The following is a 15,225-nucleotide window of genomic DNA, read 5'->3' on the forward strand; positions in this document are numbered from 1 at the left end:
CGTCTACCTCCTCGCTAGGGCGTGTAGCCCTGGGTCTCCGCCCACGCTTCCAGGTTGTTCAGCCGGTCGCGGGCATCGATCAGGGATGTGGTTAGCTGCGTGATCTGGGTCAGGATGCGGGCCGCGTTGAGGGCCGGATTGGCCACATCCCGCCGGTCGGTCGCGATCATCGCCTCCGTCACGGCGGTGGCGTCGGCCGGCACATCCACATGCGCCAGCACCACATGGTGGTCGGCAGCCTCGGTCACCAGCTTCAGCCGCGCCTCCGTTTGCTGGCCCAGGACATAACTCGCCTCCAGGACCAGGTCGTAGGCGCGGCCGACCTCCGGGACCTCCAGCAGCTCCTGTGTATCCATGCGCACAGTGAGCGAGTACCCGTCCCGCTCCACCACCGCCACGGAAACCGGATAATCCGGGTCGCTGCCCAGCCCCACCTCCACCTGGAGCCCGCCGGCCGGCGTCACGTGGAAGCCCCAATAGACGCCGGCCTCCACCACCCCGGCCATCTTGCGGTTCAGGGCGTGGCTGGCGTACTGCTCACGCCACTGCACATCGGCGGTCAGCGCCATCGGTCACTCCTCCGGGAACGTCATGTGGATCAGGTGCTCGTAGCGCTTGTCCGGGGTGATCCACTCCGGCAGGAAGCTCACAGCCGCCACGAGCGTGTCGGTCTGGTCATACAGGCCGATGGCGGTCACCTGCGTCGGCTCCGCCACAGCCCCCTCCGGGATCACAGCCGTAGCCAGCACGGACTTGCCCGACGGCTCCGCCGTCACCAGCCCAGAATGGATCAGCGTCCCCGGCAGGGAGGCGGCATCGAACGGGGGCTCCTCGGGCACCGGCGTCTCCCCGCTGGTATCGATCCAGCCGTAGCAAACGCCGAAGGACTGGATCTGCGGGCAGGCCGTCTGCCCCGCGACCCCCTCGGCCAAGCGGTCATAAAAGGCCCCGAGCACGCGGGCCTGTTTCCAGATGTCAGCCATTGACGGTCTCCATCGAAATGTCCAAGGGCGCGGCATCCACCGGCGCCGCATCGAGGGTAGGCAGGTGGTCCAGGCCGCGGATCATTGGGCGGCGCACGGCCGCGGCCGAATGGGCGGTCAGGGATTGGTGGTGCATCGCCTCCGCCGCCATCGGCGCCAGCGACCGCGCCCGGGCCGCCGGCCAGGCCTTAGCCGCAGCCCCGCCGGCGGGAGCCGGGGAGCGGGCCGCCGCCGTGACCCCCAGCCGGGCCAGGGGCGGGATGCGGCCGGCCTCGCGGTACAGGAGCCAGCGGTCCATGGCCTGGCCGTCCAGGCCGTCGCTGTCGAGATGCAGGCCCTGGTCCAGGGTGCTCTGGCGCCCCAGGCGCACCGGCGCCGCCGTGGACACAGCCACTCGCCGGGACTGGCCCAAAGCGCGTCGATCCAGCCGGGCGCCGTCCAGGCCCCAGGCGTCGAGGGTCGGCAGGATGGGAACCCCCAGGCCCGAGCGGCGGCGCACCCGGCGGGCACCGGTCAGGGCCGGCGCCGGCATTCCCACCGGCAGACGCACGGCGAACGCAATCCAGGCGAGGTGGGATCGGGCGGGCTTGTAGTTGTCGATGCGGGGCCGGATTTCGTCCGCCGTACTCTCGCCCAGCAGCTGGTGCGGCGTGATCGGTCGCCGAAGAACAGCCCGCAGCCCGAACTCGAACGGCGCCAGGTCGCCTCCAGACGGCTGCCACCACTCCACGATCTCCGGCTCGACACCCAGCGCCTCCAGCGCCCGGCGAACCGCCCACACGGTTCCTTTGTGCCGGTGCAGCTCGATGGAGCGCGCGACCACCTCGCGCCGGGTCTCTTCCGGCCACTGCGAGTCCCACTCATCAACCGACAGCGCCCAGGCCAGCCAGGGCAGCAGCTCCGCGGGGCAGGACCACGGGTCCCACAGGTCGCCCACGGGCACCGGCACATCCGAGACCCGCGCCGCGGCACTGGCCAGGGCGCGCTCGGCCGGGGTGGCGTTGGGCGGCAGCAAGTCGTCAGCCACTGGCCACCTCCACGGTCACCGCCTCGCAGTAGGCGGCCTCGTCGGCCGCCACCTCGATATCCGCCGCCGGGCTGTCGAGCTGCACCCGGACCACGCCGCCGACGTGCAAGGCGGCATAAAGACCGGACAGGGTCACCGGGGCACCCAGGCGGTGGCGCTCGGCCACGTAATCGGTCACGGCCGCCTCGGCAGCGGCGCGGGCGGCCTCGGCATCGGGGCCGTCGCCAACCTCCAACACCGCCTGCACCGTGTAGGTGGTCACCGTGGCGGCCACTACCTCCACCGAGTCGCACAGCGGGCGCACCCGCTCGTCGTCCAGGGCGGACCGCACCGCATCCAACAGGTCCGCCGGCGGCACCCCGTCGCCCTCATCCCCCAGCACGGTCACCCGCACGATGCCCGGGCCGGGACTGGCCACCGCCACGTCGGCCACGCGCGCGTCCGCGCTGCGGGCGTGGTATTCGTAGGCCCCGACTGGGCCGGCCACACTCAGGCTCTCCGGGGCGAGCTGGACGCGCTCGCGCAGCTCGGCATCGGTCTCGCCATCCCGGCGCGCCACGCCGTAGCGGGCGGCGATCTGGTCCAGGTCCGCCCCGCCGGCGTAGGCCAGCATCACCGCCAGCGCGCCGTCGTTGACCCGCTGGCGCACCAGCAGCTCGCGGTACGCGAAGACTTCCAGCAGCTTGGTCGCCGGCTCGGACTCCAGATCCAGGGCGTCGGCCAGATCCGGGTAGCGGCTGATGGCGTCCGCCTTGGCGGCCTGGAAGATGGTCTCGAAGTCCAGCGGCTCCACCACCGTCGGCTGCGGCAGCTTGGAAAGGTCGATAGCGGTCACGCAGCACCTCCCACCGGCACCTCACGCACCACCGGCTCCCCGGTGGGCGTGTAGGCGCCCTCGATGCGGACCACCAGGCGGCCGGCCGCCGCCTCCACTACCCGCACCCGGTCCACGCCCAAGCGCGGCTCCCAGCGGCGCAGCGCCTCCGCCACGCCCGCGACCACCTCGAACCGCGTCTCGCTGTTCATGGGCGCATCCAGCAGGTCCGGCACGCGCGATCCGTACTCGCGGCGCATGGGCCGGCTGCCGATGGGCGTGGCCAGGATGTCCGCCACGGACTGGTCCAGATGGTCCAGCCCATCCAGGGCGCGGCCGGTGGCAGCGCTCGTGCCGATCATTCGCCGCCCGCCTCCTGTCCGGCGCTATTTGCGACCCGCTTTCGCTTGCGTCCCCGCTCGGGCGCGGCCGGCGCCGGGCGAATCTGGCCCGCCTTCAGGCGGTACTTCGCCTGGCGCTCGGTCAGCTCCACCGTCTCGCCGGCCCGGCCCAGCGCCGGCGCGTCCTTCAGAATCTCGTAGCGCATTCCCGTCTCCCTATTGCACGGGGTAGGTGCCGGCGGAGCTGCCGCCCGTCACCGGCACCTCCGCGGCCGCCTGGATATGCTCCACCACCGCCGTGGCGATGGCCTCCGCCAGCTCCTGCGTGCGGGCGTATTGCCCGGTCGTAACAATGCCGTTCGCCTCCAGCTCCTGGAGGATCAGCCCTTCCAGCGTGCTCGCGGATAGCGCCATTTCACTTCCCCGCGGTCACCGTCGCCGACACGTCGCCGTGCGGGCTGCCGGTGAAGTGACAGATACTGGCGCCGGTCACCACGCCGGTTCCGCCGTTGAGGTGGATGCTCGGCGCATCCACCGTGGCCTCCCCGCCAGCCGTGGCCGCCAGGTCGCCGCCCACATCCACCGTGGCGCTCCCGCCCACAGAAACCGCGGCATCCCCATCGATGACCGCCTGCGCATCCCCGGGCAGGGTCACCGTGAGCTGGCTGGCGGCGCGGTCGTAGCGAAGCTCCGCCCCGTCGGCGAGCTGCACCACCCACACATCCGCCGTATCCGCCGGGGCCGGCACCGCGTCCGAATACCCCGCCGGCAGCACCCAGGCCGCGGTCAGCTCGCCGGATGGCGCCACCATGACCACTTGCTCGCCCACCTCCGGCGCCCACCAATCCACATCGCCCCCGGCGCGACGGGTCAGCCAGGGCAGCCAGCCAGTAACCAGCTCGCCCACCCGCACCCGCACCCGGGCTTGTGGGTAGTCCGCCTCGGCGATCACGCCGGGGCGCACCACATTGCCCAGGCGGCGTTCCAGCTCGGCCACCCGGTAGGCCAGGGACTCCAGAATGGCCTCATCCATCGGCGTCACCCACCTTCGAGTAGTCCTCGGCAGACTGCGCGTCCCACCCGGCGTAAAGCTCGGTCAGGTCGCCGTAATCCGGTCCACCCCGCACCACATCCCCGGCCAACGCCAGGCGAATCTCCGTAATGGCCGCCCCCTCGTTCAGGCGCTCCCGCCACTCGGTGGGTACGGCCTGGCCGATGAAGGCCACTTCGCCCTCAGCCGGCTCCGCGTCCAGGGTCAGGCCATCCACCAGGCGGTCAGCAATGGCCACCCAGTCCATGGCGTCCGGGGTGTCCGCCCACAGCAGGGCCACCACCTCGCCCTCCACGGCCAGCACCCCGTTGGTATGCGCGCTGGGGCGCGACAGCGACAGCCGGTCCACCATGACCGTCACCTCGCGCCGGCCCCACACGTCGCCCAACAGCTCCGGGGCGACGGCCTCCAGGGCGCCGGCCACCCAGTTCGCCACCGCCTGCCTCATAGCCCGGCCCCCAGAAACCAGCCCAGGAAGGCCGCCAGGCCGGAGCTAGCCAGGCCCGCCATCCACGACATGACCCGGTGGCCCGTGCGATACTCATCCACGGCGTTCTCCGTCTTGGCCACGCGCCCCTCCAGGCGCTCCATGCGGTTGTCGATGCCGCCCATGCGCTCCTCCACGCGGACCATCCGCGACAACAGACCCCGAATCTGGGTCAGCTCCCGCTGCTGGGCCTCCAGACGCTCCTCGATCCGCCCCAGCCGTTCGATGCTCTCCTCACCCATTGTCACCCCGTTTAACGCCGTTTAATCGCCGCTGTGTGAGCCGTTCATACGGTTTCCCCGGCCTGCCTACACGCTGGACAGAAAAGCGCCTGACAAAGGCGTCTCGTCCGCCGCCTCGATCAGCCGCCCCAATGCGGCCTCCGAGCGCGTCTCCAGGTCCTCCGCCAGGGAGCGGGCCTCCTCCGGCCCCAGGAACCGCCACTCCACGTTGCCCTCCAGCCGGCCCACCTTGGCCGCGCCGGTCAGGGCGAAGGTGTGAATGGTCGGCACCACCGACGCCGCCGCCCGCCACAGCACCGCGTCCACCCAGTCCTGGCGGCCGTCCGCCCCTTCGGCGGGCGGCTCCCCCGCCAGGCGCGGGCGCAAGGCCCGCTCGGCGGATGCGATATGGCGGGCCAGCAGGTCCTCCGGGACCTCCGCCGGCCAGCCCATCAGCGTGCGCAGCTCAGCGGGCGTCATTACTGCGCCAGCACACAGGCCTGCTTCACCGCGATCTCGTAGTCGCAGGCGGTATCAAAGGTGTACCGCAGGGCGCGGGCGTCGTAGTCCCAGCGCTTCTGCCGCCAGATCTCGGTGGTCAGGCCGAACACCAGGTTCTTCGGCGGGGTCACCAGCACGGTGCCGGCCGGGATATAGGGCGAGGTGATGATCGGCGAGCCCAGGAAGCGCCGCAGGGGCGAATCCGCGGTCAGGGCCGTGCCGGTCACGTGCTGCCCCAGCTCGTAGGCGTAGGCATCCGCGTCGGCGGTGTTCATGAAGATGGCCGCGTTGGGGCGATACATCTCCGGCAGGGCATCGCGGGCCGTCTTCAGGCTGTCCTGCCAGCCATTAGTGCCCGGGTCGATGCTGGCCGTCTTGGTGTCGGCGCTGTCGGTGGCCACCTGAATCCAGCCCTTGTTCAGGGTCACCCAGCCGGTGGTGTCGGGGTTGGCGCTGTCGTATTCGACGAAGGTGTCGTCGATGCCGTTGAACGCCAGGTCCTCCAGCTCCGCCTCCATGCGCGTGGCGAAGCCCGCCTCCACCTCGGAGACCAGCTCCTTGTTGTCGGCGTTGTCGCGCAGGTAATCGAGGCCGATTTGCGGGAAAAGCTGCACCGGCAGGGCGTGCAGGGTGGTGCCGTGCTCATTGGCGCCGATGCGCTGCGCATCGCTGGGCTCGGAGCCCTGCGGCACACGGGTGAGCGAGCGGTTGGCGATGTCCATCACCGCCACGTCCGCCTGGGTGCGGCGCATGCGGCGGGTGGTCACCTTCTCCATGAGCCCATTGCTGAACACCATGGAGATCAGGCGCTCCGCCTGCTGCGGCCGCAGCGCGCCGCCCGGATTCAGGTCCCCGGGGCCGATCATGCCCTTGGCGATTTGTTCCAGTTCGTTAGCCACGGTCGCGTCTCCTTAGAGGAAGTTGCCGGTATCGTCGTCGCCGGCCCCGGGCTCGCCTTCACCGTCCCCGGCGGGCTCCGACTTCTTCATGGCCTCCACGTCCTGCTTCAGGGACTTGACCGTCTCGGTCAGATCGGAGACCGACTGCTGGAGATTTTCCCGCTCGGCCTTCTCGGCCTCCCGGTCGGACTTGGCCTGCTCGGCCCGGTCGCGTTCATCCAGGGTGGCCCGCACCTGGTCGGCCACCAGGGACTTCAGCCGCTCTTCATCCATTGCCTTCTCCTGCTCGGGTTTGCGGAACGTCTCGAAAAAGTTGCGGAGCACCCCCTTGCGCGGGGCGGGCTCGTCGCTCGTTCCGGCCGTCCCCGCCAGGGACAGCCCGGAAATGTCGCCGCGCTCGATGGCCGACCACAGCTCGCCATCCTCCACCTGAATCCCCACCGCCCACGCGCCTTCCAGCTCCGGGAAGTAGGCGTCGCCCGCGCGCACGATCCAGCTCTCCGCCACGTACGCACCCACCGGATCGAAGTCGTGCTCCCGGTCCACGGCGATGGTGCGGCCGGCGCGCATGAACGCATCCGCGGCGCGGCGGATGGTCTCCGCATCGGCCCAATCGCCTTGCGCGTCTTCCACGTCGGGGGCGTAGATGACGCCGAACAGCCGCTGCATGGCGGGCTCGGCCTTCAGGTGGGACAAAACAATGCCCGCGCCGCCGTCCTCGGCCTTGAGGACCAGGCCCTCGCCGTTGGCCGGGCGGCGCACCAGCGAAATCCAGCGGACGTTGAGATCGATTAGCTTTGCCATGCCGCAAAGCCTACGGCGGCCCGGCCGGGCCGTGGAGGGGGTCGGCACTACATGTAGTGGTAAGGCCGTATGGAGGACGCAAAAAGGCGGGTGCGCTCCGATACCCTACGGGGCATGAGCGCACAAGTGATGAAATCGGTACACGGACTGGAGCTGGATGGCCAGGCGGCCGCCGCCGATGAGCGGCCGTGGCCGGTGAGCCCGCACGCCCTGGCGCAGCTCTACCAAATGGACCCCACCCACGCCCGGGCCTGCCAGGTGAAGGCCGAAGGGGTGGCCGGCGGCGGCCTGGCCGGCGACGACGCCGAGGCCCTGGCGGACGTGCTGGCCACCGAGGACCTGGTGAGCATCGCCCTGGACCTGGAGGTGTACGGCAACGCCTTCGTGGAGCGGGTGCGCGACCGCACCGGCAAGCTCACCGGCTTGCACCGGCTGCCCGCCTGGTCCATGGCGCGCAAGGCCGGCGGCGGCTACCGGCAGCGCCTGTGGCAGCAGACCCGCGAGAAGACCACCAACTTCAAGGAAAAGCAGATCGCCATGCTGCGGGCGCCCTGCCCGCTGGGCGGCCACTACAGCCTCCCCGGCTACCTGGCCGCCGAGGGCGTGGTCCAGCTCCTGCACGCCATCACCCGCTACAACCAGCGCTTCTTCGAGGCCGGCGCCGTCCCCGAGCACGTCATCACTCACTCCGGCCCGGAGATGAGCCGGGACCAGCAGGCCGCCATCCGCGACTTCTTCACCCGCGAGCTGCGTGGCGTGGAGAACAGCCGCAAGACCCTGTTCCTGTCCCTGCCCGAAGGCCAAGAGATCAACTTCCAGGCCGTCAGCCAGGACGGCGACGGCAAGTTCCTCGACCTCATGAAGATGGCCCGGGACCTGCTACCCACCGCCCACGGCGTGCCCCCGCGCCTGCTGGGCATCGTCGCCTCCGGCCAGCTCGGCGGCTCCGGCGAGATGACCGGCCAGATGCAGGCCTTCGAGACCTTCAGCCTCGCCCCGCGCCGCCGGCTGCTGAACAACTGGCTGCGCGACGTGGCCACCGAGCTGGGCGCGCGGCCGGACGAAGTGGCCCTCCAGGGCGTGGACCTCACCCCCGCCGGCGACAACCGCAGCGACCTGCCGGACCTGGTCTCCGCCGGGATCGTCTCCGTCGAGGAAGCCCGCGCCATGGCCGACCTCGAATCCCACGGCCTCACCAAGAGCGCCGGCGATGAGCCCGACGAGGCCTCCATGGCCGAGCGCCTGAGCCGAATCCTGGAGGAGCTGTAACGCATGGCCCGCCCCAGCAAGTGGTCCGAGGCCGACCGCCGTCACGCCTATGAGCGCTACATCGCCGGCGACAACGCCGCCGAGATTGCCCGCGACCTCGGCGCCAGCGCCGCCACCGTGCGCAACTGGGTGCGCAAGGGCGACTGGAACACCGAGCGGGCGCGGCTGCGCCAATCCCCCGAGCACCTGGAAGCCGAGATCGCGCGCCTGTCCGCCAAGGCCGGCGAGGGCGAGCTGACCTACGCCCAGACCGTGCAGCTCTCCATGCTCCAGAAGACCCTGGACAAGATGCGCAAGGCCAAGCCCCAGCCCAAGCCGCGGCCCATCGTCGCCCAGGCCATGCGCGAGGACCTGCTGGCCAAGGCCCTGTCCGACGACTACGGCCTGCTGCCGTACCAGAAAGAATTTCTCCAGGACGAATCCCGCTACCGCGTGGTGCTCAAGGCGCGGCAGATCGGCTTCACCTACCTCATCGGCCTGTCCGCCGTACTCGGCATGGCCGCCGGCCGCGACCAGGTGATCGTCTCCGCCTCCGAGGACCAGGCCAAGCTGGTCATGGGCAACATCCTCCACCACGCCGAGCGCCTGGAGGTGCCCATCGAGGAGGGCAAGGACCGCGAAGTGCGCGTCGCCGGCGCCCGGGCCACGGCCCTGTCCACAAACTGGCGCACCGCCCAGGGCTACACCGGCGACGTGTGGTTCGACGAGTTCGCCTGGGCGCCGCGCCCCGACCGGCTATGGGGCGCCGTGACCCCGGCCATCACCCGCGTGGGCGGGCGCATCACCGTGTGCTCCACGCCGTTCACCCCCGGCTCCCTGTTCTGGAAGATCGCCGAGAACCACAAGGGCCAGTGGGAGCACTTCAGCCGCCACAAGATCACCATCCACGACGCCGTGGCGCAGGGCATGCCCATGCCCGGCGGCATCGAGGAGCTGCGGCTCAACTTCGACGCCGCCACCTGGGCCCTGTTCTACGAGTGCCAGTGGGCCGAGGACGGCTCCAACCTGCTGCCGTGGTCCCTGCTGGAGACCATCGGCAGCCCCGAGGACCCCCTGGAAGAGCCCGGGGCCGGGAAATCCCGCACGCGCGTGGACCGCTTCGGCCGCCTGGCCCTGGGCGTGGACGTGGGCCGCGTCAACGACCGCACCGCCCTGGTGCTGGTGGGCGAGGAGTGCGACCCCGTCACCGGCGCCTTCACCGGCAAGCTGCGCGTCCTGCGCTGGCACGAGCTCGCCGGGCAGACCTTCGCCGCCCAGCGCGCCGAGATCGCCAACTGGGTGGCCAGCTACCCCATCGAGCGCGTCGCCATCGACCGCACCGGCCTGGGCATGCAGCTCGCCGAAGAGCTGGCCGGGGACTTCCCCTCCCTGGTGGAGCCCCGCGCCTTCACCGCCGCCCTCAAGGAGCGCCTGGCCCTGGGTGTGCTGCGCCTGGCGGAGAGCCACCACCTCGCCATCCCGCGCGACCCCGACTTCATGGCCCGGCTGCACAGCGTCGAGCGCCAGGCCACCAACACCGGCATCCGCTTCGACGCCCCGCGCGACAGCCGCGGCCACGCCGACGCCTTCTGGGCCCTGGCCCTGGCCTGCGAGCGCAGCTTCCCCGAGACCCGGCGCGCCGCCGTGGAGGTGTGGTAATGATCGACCGCAACGCCATCGCCCTGTCGCTGGCCGAGCACCTGCGCGAGATCGCCACCTGCCAGGGCAACATCCCCTTTCGCACCGGCGATCTGCGCAAATCCATCGTCGCCCAGCAGGGCGCCCTCGGCCGGGCCTGGGTCGGCTCCAACCTGCCCTACGCCCGCGCCGTCCACGACGGCCGCCCGGCGGTCACCATCAAGCCCAAGAAGGGCAAGGCCCTTTCCTGGCAGGGCGCCGCCCACCCCGTGAAGAAGGTTCACCAGCCCCCGCGCAAGGGCAACCCCTTCCTGTCCCGCGCCGCCGAAGAGCTGGCCCGGGACGGCGTACCCGAGGGCATCCGCAATCGCGTCGGCGACGAGGTGGCCGACGCCATCGAGGCCGACCTCCGCCGCCAGGGCCTCACCGTTTCCCGGGGCTGACCGGGATTATCTGAGACGTGCAACCAAGGAGAACCCCCATGGCCACCAGCAAGAGCCAGACCAAAAAGGCCGACCAGGCCGACGACACCTCGCAGGGCGAGGACCGCTTCGCCACCTGCGTGGCGCAGATCCTCGACGCCGAGGGCGGCTACGTGAACGACCCCCGCGACCCCGGCGGCGAGACCAACTTCGGCATCTCCAAGCGCGCCCACCCGGGCGTGGACATCGCCAACCTCACCCGCGACGGCGCCGCCGCGATCTACCGCCGCGACTACTGGGACGCCGTCTCCTGCGGCGAGCTGCCGGCGCCGGTGGACCACGTCGTCTTCGACGCCGCCGTCAACCAGGGCACCACCGCCGCCGTGAAGACCCTCCAGTCCGCGCTGGGTGTGACCCCCGACGGCATCGTCGGCCCCAACACCCTCGGCGCCGTCGCCGAGCACGACCCCCACCCCCTCGCCGAGCGAGTGCTGGGCTACCGCGCCGTGCGCTACGCCCGCACCGACAACCCCGCATTCCTGCGCGGCTGGTTCAATCGCCTCTTCGAGCTGCACCGCCACATCCTGGAGGGCAAGGCATGAACTGGAGCGACCTCGGAAGCCAGATCGCCTCAGCCGGCGCCAAGATACTCGGGGAAGTGATCCCCGTGCCCGGCGCCGGCATGATCGCCGACCAGGTGGCCCAGGCCCTGGGCACGGAAAAGGACCCCGACGCCATCGCCCAGGCGCTCAAGTCCGACCCGGAAGCGGCCGCCAAGCTCAAGCAGATCGAGGCCCAGCACCAGCAGGAGCTGGAGCGCATCCGCGCCGAGGCCGCCGCCAGCCGCGACCAGCAGGTGACCGCGCGGCAGGCCGCCGTCAACGACACCATCCAGACCGGCTATCAGGCCGGCGTGCTGTGGCGCCGGGCGGTGGGTTGGTCCCTGGCCGTGGTGGTGCCGCTTATGGTCCTGGGAGTGCTCGCCCTGGCCGGCGCCGCCATCGCCCTGGAGCGCCCGGCGCTCATCGAGCACATCCCCGCGGTGGTCTCCGCGCTGGGACCGGTGTGGTACGTCTACATGGTCGTGCTGGGCGTAGCGGGCTATCAGGAAGGCAAGATGGGCCGGACGCTGGCCGGCGAGACGGAAGGCGGGATCACGAAGGCCATCAAGGCCATCAAGGGCGGCTAGGCCGCCGGCAGGAAAGGGGAGGGCAAAGCGGGCCGCCTACACCAGGCGGCCCGTAATCGTTCCGAGCACCTGCGCTGCGTACTGGTCAAAATGGTCGATGTTCCGGCTCATTCGGATTCCTCAAGCGGCCACCACCACCAATGCGTCAGCGGGATGCGGGGCGTGTGCCCCTCGTCATCGATCACCCACCCCTCCAGCTCCTCGCCCACCTTCTTGCGCGCGTGCTGGTAGCGGAAATCGTGATTGAAGGCCTGCGGCCGCGCCCGCCAGAAGGCATCCGCCTCGTCCAGGATGGCCATGCGCTGGGCCGGGTACTGGTCCCGCACCAGCTCCAGGGCGCTGCGCGCGTGCAATACGTGGTCGATATCTAAGGACCAATCCACCGCCTCATCCCCGATCACGTCATAGAAGCGGGACACCAGCCACTCCTCGAAGGTTATCCCGTCGAACTCTTCTTCATCGCCGTCAACAAGTTTGTAAGCCATTTCTGAATCCCCCGGCCGGGTTGCTTGAGCGGCTGCACATCGTAGGTCTTGCTTTCGAGTACCGGCCGCGTGTGCGAAGTCAAGATCCGCTGCGAGGCCAGCGACACCACCGTCACCTGGTGCTTCGGCGTGCCCCGCTTATTGGTATAGGGCTCATCGAAAACCGCCACCGGCTCCTCGCCCTGGCTCGCCAGGTACACATCCCGGTTGCCCTTGCGCACCCGGTCCACCGCCTGCTGGTTATAGCTGGCCATGTCCTGGCCGTGCTTGGCGGCATGCTTCTTCAGGGCCTCCTCCGACCCCCAGCGTGCCCCCTTGGCGCGCTCGATGAGCTGGCCCACCTCCTCCTTGGTGAGCTGGCGCCGATCCTGCGCCGCCCGGCGCCAGCGGTCCACCTCACCCTCCGGGGCGCCGCCCTGGTAGGCCACCGTAATGGTGCGACAGCGGAAGTGGTAGGGCGGCGAGCCCGTGTTCGCCGGCAGGTCCCCGGTGGCCACGCCCTGGAGCCCGGCATCATTGCTGTGCATCGCCCAGGACCGCTTCGCCGCCTCCATATCCCGGCGCTGCACCGCCGCCACGTAATCGTCCACCTGGCCCCGCAGCCGCGAGACCGGGATGATCCGCCCGTGCATGGCCCGGCAGATCGCCGTGGTGCGCTCGTCCAGGTGGGCCCGCACCTGCACCTGCGCGATGCCCGCCTGCTCATAGCCCGACACCCGGCCCATCTCCCGCGTCTTCGTCGCCGCGTGGTCCGCCAGCAGGGTCCAGTAATGCTGCCCGCGCTCGTGCAGCCCCGCGAAATCCTCGCGCATCCGCTGGGCCAACTGCTCCCGGGTCATGCCCCGCTCGAAGTAATCCATCAGGGCCTTGTCCAGCAGCTTGGCCGTGTGCGTGTTCCAGCTATTGCCCACCCAGTGCAGCTCACCCTGGGCGAGCACCTGCGCCGCGTTCTTGTCCGGCTGCCCGAAGCGGAAATCCACCCCCGCCGACGACGTGGCCTCCTGCCCGCCGGCGCCGTACAGCGCCGGCACCAGCTCCACCACCGGCCCCTTCAAGGCCGAGCGCATGGCCTTGGACCCCAGGCTCGCCTCCATCCGCGACAACAGCGCCCGCGCATCGCTGGCCGTCACGCTCTCCCGCGGCCGGGCGCGCAGCTCCTCCAGCGCGCCCTGGAACGCCCCCTCCAGGCCCTGATTCCAGGCCCGGGTGTAGGCATCCTGGAGGCGCCGGTACAGCACCTCGAACGCATCACTCTCCTTGATGATCCGCGCGATCAAGCGCCCGCGCAGACCGTCTCGGGACTCGTCCATCCCATTCCTCCCAGGTTACCCATTCCGCGCCGCACGCCATGCACCAGCGCCGGCGGCGCACCATGCCCGACGACCCCGCAATCCATCGTCGGCTATCCACCACCCGGATCAGCTCCGACCCACACGCAGGGCACTGCACTCAGCTATCCCCCTGTACCAGCGCCACCAGCTCCTGGGCCCGCGCCCGATTGCGGGCCTTCTCTTCCTCGCTCATCGACACCCGCCCGATCTTCTTCGGCTCCGCCCGGGCGGGCAGGGCGCCCAGCAAGTGCGTCGGCGCCGGCCAGCGCTCGCAGGTGCGCGCCAGGTACGCAAACCCCTGCTCGATCCGCTCCCGGTCCACCTCCTCCGCCCACGCCTTCGCCGGCCACAGCGCCTCGATCCACGTCTGCGCGCAGTACGCCACCTGGTCCGCCGCCGGTCGGCTCTCCAGGCCCAGCACATGCAGCCGCATGAGCCCGTCCGTGATGGCGTCGGCGAACCAGCGCCGGGGCCGCCCGATACTGCTACTCGTCATAGTACTCACGCACCTGGTTCAGCGCCGCCAGCCCCGCCATGGACCGGCTCGGCTGGCCACCACCGGCCGGGGCCGCGCCCCCGCCCTGCGCCGGCGCCGGCGCCTGGGCCGCCGCGCGCCCGCCACCCGCCGGCGTCCCCTCAAGCACCCGCATCAGATACTGGTGCGAGCGCAGCGCCCGGGTATCCTCGCCCCGCTCACGCTTGCCGCGGATGGCCTCCACCGTCTCCGCCAGCGCCGCCGCGAGTCGCAAATAATCCCCGTCAAGCGCCAGCACCTCCCGGGTCAGCCGCAGGGCGCGATCCCAGGACAGCGCCCGCGTCTTCGAGCGCCACAGCCCCAGGTACGCCACCAGCGGCCGCGACGCCTCCGCCGGCATATCCGCCAGCACCGCCATCAGCTCCCGGCCGGCGGCATCGTCCAACGCCGCCTCCAGATTGAACTCCCCGTGGCAGGCCGGGCACTTAATCCGCATGACCACCCTCCAGCCAGTACCACCACAAGTCGCCGTCCCGCCGGCACTGCACATTCAGCCCATTGGCCCGCAGCTCGGCGGCAATGCTGTTCACCGCGCACACCCGCGCCCCCTGGATAATCTCCAGCGTCGTCCGGGGCCGCCCGTCCCGCAGCAGCGCCGCCACCCGCTGCAAGCGCCGCGAGTTCTCCAGCCGCGCATAGCGCATCACTCCACGCCCTCCCGCTGGTACGCCCACCGCTTCATCCCGGTAATCACCTGCGTCGCCTGGCCGCGCGTCAGAAAGCGCACATCGCTCACCCCCGCCGTGCGCCGGACGAACCCCCGCAGGCGCTCATCCTCCAGACCGTCCGTCCAGCCCAGGCGCTGGGCGAAATGCTCCAGGGCCGCCAGCTGCGAGCGCGTCGGCCGGCTCGGCCGCGCCCCGCCGCGCCGGGGCGGCCCCGGAATCCCGATATCCGCCCCCAGGTCCTTCAAGTGCCAGCACCACCCCAGCAACTGCGCATCCGTCATATCCCGGCACGACGCATGCCCCGTCACCTCCTGCTGCCGCTGGCGCCGGAACTCCTCATCCCACCCGAGCTGCACCGCCGCCTGGTGCGCCAGACCCAGCAGCGTGCGCCGGCGGGCGTCAGGCTTGCGCTTGCTCATCGCTATACCCCTTCGCTCGGACCGTTCGCGCGGATGCACTCACGCCCAGGTCGTACATCGCCGCCGACGCGCCGATACGATCCCTCCAGGGCTGCGCCCTCTCCGGCTCTTGCACCCACGCCTCATTGCCAAGCCACTGCGCTTTCCCGGCATACAGACCGG

The 15,225-nt window shown here is 70.8% G+C and carries 25 protein-coding genes; 5 read left to right on the plus strand and 20 right to left on the minus strand.

Going from position 1 to position 15,225, the window contains the following annotated elements; translation table 11 throughout:
* Nucleotides 1-14: 14 nt before the first annotated feature.
* From CKO33_RS02185 to CKO33_RS02245, 13 genes are all read right to left on the minus strand, one after another.
* A complete protein-coding gene (locus tag CKO33_RS02185) occupies nt 15-569 on the minus strand; it encodes a hypothetical protein (protein WP_200178880.1) in 555 nt (184 codons plus the stop codon).
* 3 nt (nt 570-572) lie between these two features.
* Nucleotides 573-983, minus strand: a complete 411-nt coding sequence (locus CKO33_RS02190) for a hypothetical protein (RefSeq protein ID WP_200178882.1) — start codon at nt 981-983, stop codon at nt 573-575.
* A complete protein-coding gene (locus CKO33_RS02195; RefSeq protein ID WP_200178883.1) occupies nt 976-2,010 on the minus strand; it encodes a phage tail protein I in 1,035 nt (344 codons plus the stop codon). Before CKO33_RS02195 ends, CKO33_RS02190 begins: the two co-directional genes overlap by 8 nt.
* Nucleotides 2,003-2,845 carry a baseplate J/gp47 family protein gene (locus tag CKO33_RS02200; RefSeq protein WP_200178885.1) on the minus strand — a complete coding sequence of 281 codons (843 nt, stop codon included), beginning with the start codon at nt 2,843-2,845 and terminating at the stop codon, nt 2,003-2,005. Before CKO33_RS02200 ends, CKO33_RS02195 begins: the two co-directional genes overlap by 8 nt.
* The gene (locus tag CKO33_RS02205; RefSeq protein ID WP_200178886.1) at nt 2,842-3,186 is read right to left on the minus strand and encodes a GPW/gp25 family protein; all 345 of its coding nucleotides are present in this window, start codon (nt 3,184-3,186) and stop codon (nt 2,842-2,844) included. The genes CKO33_RS02200 and CKO33_RS02205 overlap by 4 nt, the downstream gene beginning before the upstream one ends.
* Nucleotides 3,183-3,371: a hypothetical protein gene (locus tag CKO33_RS02210; protein ID WP_200178887.1), complete on the minus strand. Its 189-nt coding sequence runs from the start codon at nt 3,369-3,371 to the stop codon at nt 3,183-3,185. The genes CKO33_RS02205 and CKO33_RS02210 overlap by 4 nt, the downstream gene beginning before the upstream one ends.
* Before the next feature lie 10 nt (nt 3,372-3,381).
* Entirely contained in the window at nt 3,382-3,579 is a 198-nt protein-coding gene (locus CKO33_RS02215; RefSeq protein ID WP_200178888.1) for a hypothetical protein, read from the minus strand.
* Nucleotide 3,580: 1 nt separating this feature from the next.
* Nucleotides 3,581-4,198, minus strand: coding sequence for a phage baseplate assembly protein V (locus CKO33_RS02220; protein WP_200178889.1), 618 nt, complete (start codon nt 4,196-4,198; stop codon nt 3,581-3,583).
* Nucleotides 4,191-4,652: a hypothetical protein gene (locus CKO33_RS02225; RefSeq protein ID WP_200178890.1), complete on the minus strand. Its 462-nt coding sequence runs from the start codon at nt 4,650-4,652 to the stop codon at nt 4,191-4,193. The genes CKO33_RS02220 and CKO33_RS02225 overlap by 8 nt, the downstream gene beginning before the upstream one ends.
* An 8-nt stretch (nt 4,653-4,660) precedes the next feature.
* Entirely contained in the window at nt 4,661-4,945 is a 285-nt protein-coding gene (locus tag CKO33_RS02230) for a hypothetical protein (RefSeq protein WP_200178891.1), read from the minus strand.
* 66 nt (nt 4,946-5,011) lie between these two features.
* The gene (locus CKO33_RS02235) at nt 5,012-5,404 is read right to left on the minus strand and encodes a hypothetical protein (protein ID WP_200178893.1); all 393 of its coding nucleotides are present in this window, start codon (nt 5,402-5,404) and stop codon (nt 5,012-5,014) included.
* Nucleotides 5,404-6,324, minus strand: coding sequence for a phage major capsid protein (locus tag CKO33_RS02240; protein WP_200178895.1), 921 nt, complete (start codon nt 6,322-6,324; stop codon nt 5,404-5,406). The genes CKO33_RS02235 and CKO33_RS02240 overlap by 1 nt, the downstream gene beginning before the upstream one ends.
* Before the next feature lie 12 nt (nt 6,325-6,336).
* A complete protein-coding gene (locus CKO33_RS02245) occupies nt 6,337-7,128 on the minus strand; it encodes an XkdF-like putative serine protease domain-containing protein (RefSeq protein WP_200178897.1) in 792 nt (263 codons plus the stop codon).
* A gap of 114 nt (nt 7,129-7,242) precedes the next feature.
* On the opposite strand from CKO33_RS02245, the gene CKO33_RS02250 reads away from it, so the two are divergent.
* The 5 genes from CKO33_RS02250 to CKO33_RS02270 are packed head-to-tail and all read left to right on the plus strand — an operon-like array spanning nt 7,243 to nt 11,625.
* Nucleotides 7,243-8,397 carry a phage portal protein gene (locus CKO33_RS02250; protein ID WP_200178899.1) on the plus strand — a complete coding sequence of 385 codons (1,155 nt, stop codon included), beginning with the start codon at nt 7,243-7,245 and terminating at the stop codon, nt 8,395-8,397.
* A 3-nt stretch (nt 8,398-8,400) separates the two neighbouring features.
* Nucleotides 8,401-10,035, plus strand: a complete 1,635-nt coding sequence (locus CKO33_RS02255) for a terminase large subunit domain-containing protein (protein WP_200178901.1) — start codon at nt 8,401-8,403, stop codon at nt 10,033-10,035.
* Entirely contained in the window at nt 10,035-10,457 is a 423-nt protein-coding gene (locus CKO33_RS02260; protein WP_200178903.1) for a hypothetical protein, read from the plus strand. The genes CKO33_RS02255 and CKO33_RS02260 overlap by 1 nt, the downstream gene beginning before the upstream one ends.
* Nucleotides 10,458-10,474: 17 nt before the next feature.
* On the plus strand, nt 10,475-11,038 hold the full coding sequence (locus CKO33_RS02265; RefSeq protein WP_200178905.1) for a glycosyl hydrolase 108 family protein: 564 nt from the start codon (nt 10,475-10,477) through the stop codon (nt 11,036-11,038).
* On the plus strand, nt 11,035-11,625 hold the full coding sequence (locus tag CKO33_RS02270) for a hypothetical protein (RefSeq protein ID WP_200178908.1): 591 nt from the start codon (nt 11,035-11,037) through the stop codon (nt 11,623-11,625). Before CKO33_RS02265 ends, CKO33_RS02270 begins: the two co-directional genes overlap by 4 nt.
* 107 nt (nt 11,626-11,732) lie before the next feature.
* On the opposite strand, the gene CKO33_RS02275 is transcribed toward CKO33_RS02270, so the two are convergent.
* From CKO33_RS02275 to CKO33_RS02300, 7 genes are read right to left on the minus strand one after another with little or no spacing between them, the layout of a single operon-like run.
* Nucleotides 11,733-12,110, minus strand: coding sequence for a hypothetical protein (locus CKO33_RS02275; RefSeq protein ID WP_200178910.1), 378 nt, complete (start codon nt 12,108-12,110; stop codon nt 11,733-11,735).
* Nucleotides 12,062-13,420 (minus strand): structural protein, encoded by a 1,359-nt coding sequence (locus CKO33_RS02280; RefSeq protein ID WP_200178912.1) that lies wholly within the window; start codon nt 13,418-13,420, stop codon nt 12,062-12,064. The genes CKO33_RS02275 and CKO33_RS02280 overlap by 49 nt, the downstream gene beginning before the upstream one ends.
* The gene (locus CKO33_RS14005) at nt 13,359-13,559 is read right to left on the minus strand and encodes an NrdR family transcriptional regulator (protein WP_439099411.1); all 201 of its coding nucleotides are present in this window, start codon (nt 13,557-13,559) and stop codon (nt 13,359-13,361) included. Before CKO33_RS14005 ends, CKO33_RS02280 begins: the two co-directional genes overlap by 62 nt.
* Nucleotides 13,560-13,937, minus strand: a complete 378-nt coding sequence (locus CKO33_RS02285) for a hypothetical protein (RefSeq protein ID WP_200178914.1) — start codon at nt 13,935-13,937, stop codon at nt 13,560-13,562. It abuts the gene before it with no gap.
* Entirely contained in the window at nt 13,927-14,412 is a 486-nt protein-coding gene (locus CKO33_RS02290; protein WP_200178916.1) for an HI_1489 N-terminal domain-containing protein, read from the minus strand. The genes CKO33_RS02285 and CKO33_RS02290 overlap by 11 nt, the downstream gene beginning before the upstream one ends.
* Nucleotides 14,402-14,623, minus strand: coding sequence for a hypothetical protein (locus tag CKO33_RS02295; protein ID WP_200178918.1), 222 nt, complete (start codon nt 14,621-14,623; stop codon nt 14,402-14,404). Before CKO33_RS02295 ends, CKO33_RS02290 begins: the two co-directional genes overlap by 11 nt.
* Nucleotides 14,620-15,063 carry a regulatory protein GemA gene (locus CKO33_RS02300; RefSeq protein ID WP_200178920.1) on the minus strand — a complete coding sequence of 148 codons (444 nt, stop codon included), beginning with the start codon at nt 15,061-15,063 and terminating at the stop codon, nt 14,620-14,622. Before CKO33_RS02300 ends, CKO33_RS02295 begins: the two co-directional genes overlap by 4 nt.
* Between the last annotated feature and the right edge of the window lie 162 nt (nt 15,064-15,225).

Origin of the sequence: Ectothiorhodospira mobilis, from assembly GCF_016584115.1 — a bacterium.
Taxonomy (GTDB): Bacteria; Pseudomonadota; Gammaproteobacteria; order Ectothiorhodospirales; family Ectothiorhodospiraceae; genus Ectothiorhodospira; species Ectothiorhodospira mobilis.

Coding starts and splice junctions, on each gene's coding strand:
- CKO33_RS02185 (WP_200178880.1), bottom strand. CDS start 569: ATGGCGCTGACCGCCGATGTGCAGTGGCGTGAGCAGTACGCCAGCCAC.
- CKO33_RS02190 (WP_200178882.1), bottom strand. CDS start 983: ATGGCTGACATCTGGAAACAGGCCCGCGTGCTCGGGGCCTTTTATGAC.
- CKO33_RS02205 (WP_200178886.1), bottom strand. CDS start 3,186: ATGATCGGCACGAGCGCTGCCACCGGCCGCGCCCTGGATGGGCTGGAC.
- CKO33_RS02210 (WP_200178887.1), bottom strand. CDS start 3,371: ATGCGCTACGAGATTCTGAAGGACGCGCCGGCGCTGGGCCGGGCCGGC.
- CKO33_RS02215 (WP_200178888.1), bottom strand. CDS start 3,579: ATGGCGCTATCCGCGAGCACGCTGGAAGGGCTGATCCTCCAGGAGCTG.
- CKO33_RS02220 (WP_200178889.1), bottom strand. CDS start 4,198: ATGGATGAGGCCATTCTGGAGTCCCTGGCCTACCGGGTGGCCGAGCTG.
- CKO33_RS02230 (WP_200178891.1), bottom strand. CDS start 4,945: ATGGGTGAGGAGAGCATCGAACGGCTGGGGCGGATCGAGGAGCGTCTG.
- CKO33_RS02235 (WP_200178893.1), bottom strand. CDS start 5,404: ATGACGCCCGCTGAGCTGCGCACGCTGATGGGCTGGCCGGCGGAGGTC.
- CKO33_RS02245 (WP_200178897.1), bottom strand. CDS start 7,128: ATGGCAAAGCTAATCGATCTCAACGTCCGCTGGATTTCGCTGGTGCGC.
- CKO33_RS02250 (WP_200178899.1), top strand. CDS start 7,243: ATGAGCGCACAAGTGATGAAATCGGTACACGGACTGGAGCTGGATGGC.
- CKO33_RS02255 (WP_200178901.1), top strand. CDS start 8,401: ATGGCCCGCCCCAGCAAGTGGTCCGAGGCCGACCGCCGTCACGCCTAT.
- CKO33_RS02260 (WP_200178903.1), top strand. CDS start 10,035: ATGATCGACCGCAACGCCATCGCCCTGTCGCTGGCCGAGCACCTGCGC.
- CKO33_RS02270 (WP_200178908.1), top strand. CDS start 11,035: ATGAACTGGAGCGACCTCGGAAGCCAGATCGCCTCAGCCGGCGCCAAG.
- CKO33_RS02275 (WP_200178910.1), bottom strand. CDS start 12,110: ATGGCTTACAAACTTGTTGACGGCGATGAAGAAGAGTTCGACGGGATA.
- CKO33_RS02280 (WP_200178912.1), bottom strand. CDS start 13,420: ATGGACGAGTCCCGAGACGGTCTGCGCGGGCGCTTGATCGCGCGGATC.
- CKO33_RS02285 (WP_200178914.1), bottom strand. CDS start 13,937: ATGACGAGTAGCAGTATCGGGCGGCCCCGGCGCTGGTTCGCCGACGCC.
- CKO33_RS02290 (WP_200178916.1), bottom strand. CDS start 14,412: ATGCGGATTAAGTGCCCGGCCTGCCACGGGGAGTTCAATCTGGAGGCG.
- CKO33_RS02300 (WP_200178920.1), bottom strand. CDS start 15,063: ATGAGCAAGCGCAAGCCTGACGCCCGCCGGCGCACGCTGCTGGGTCTG.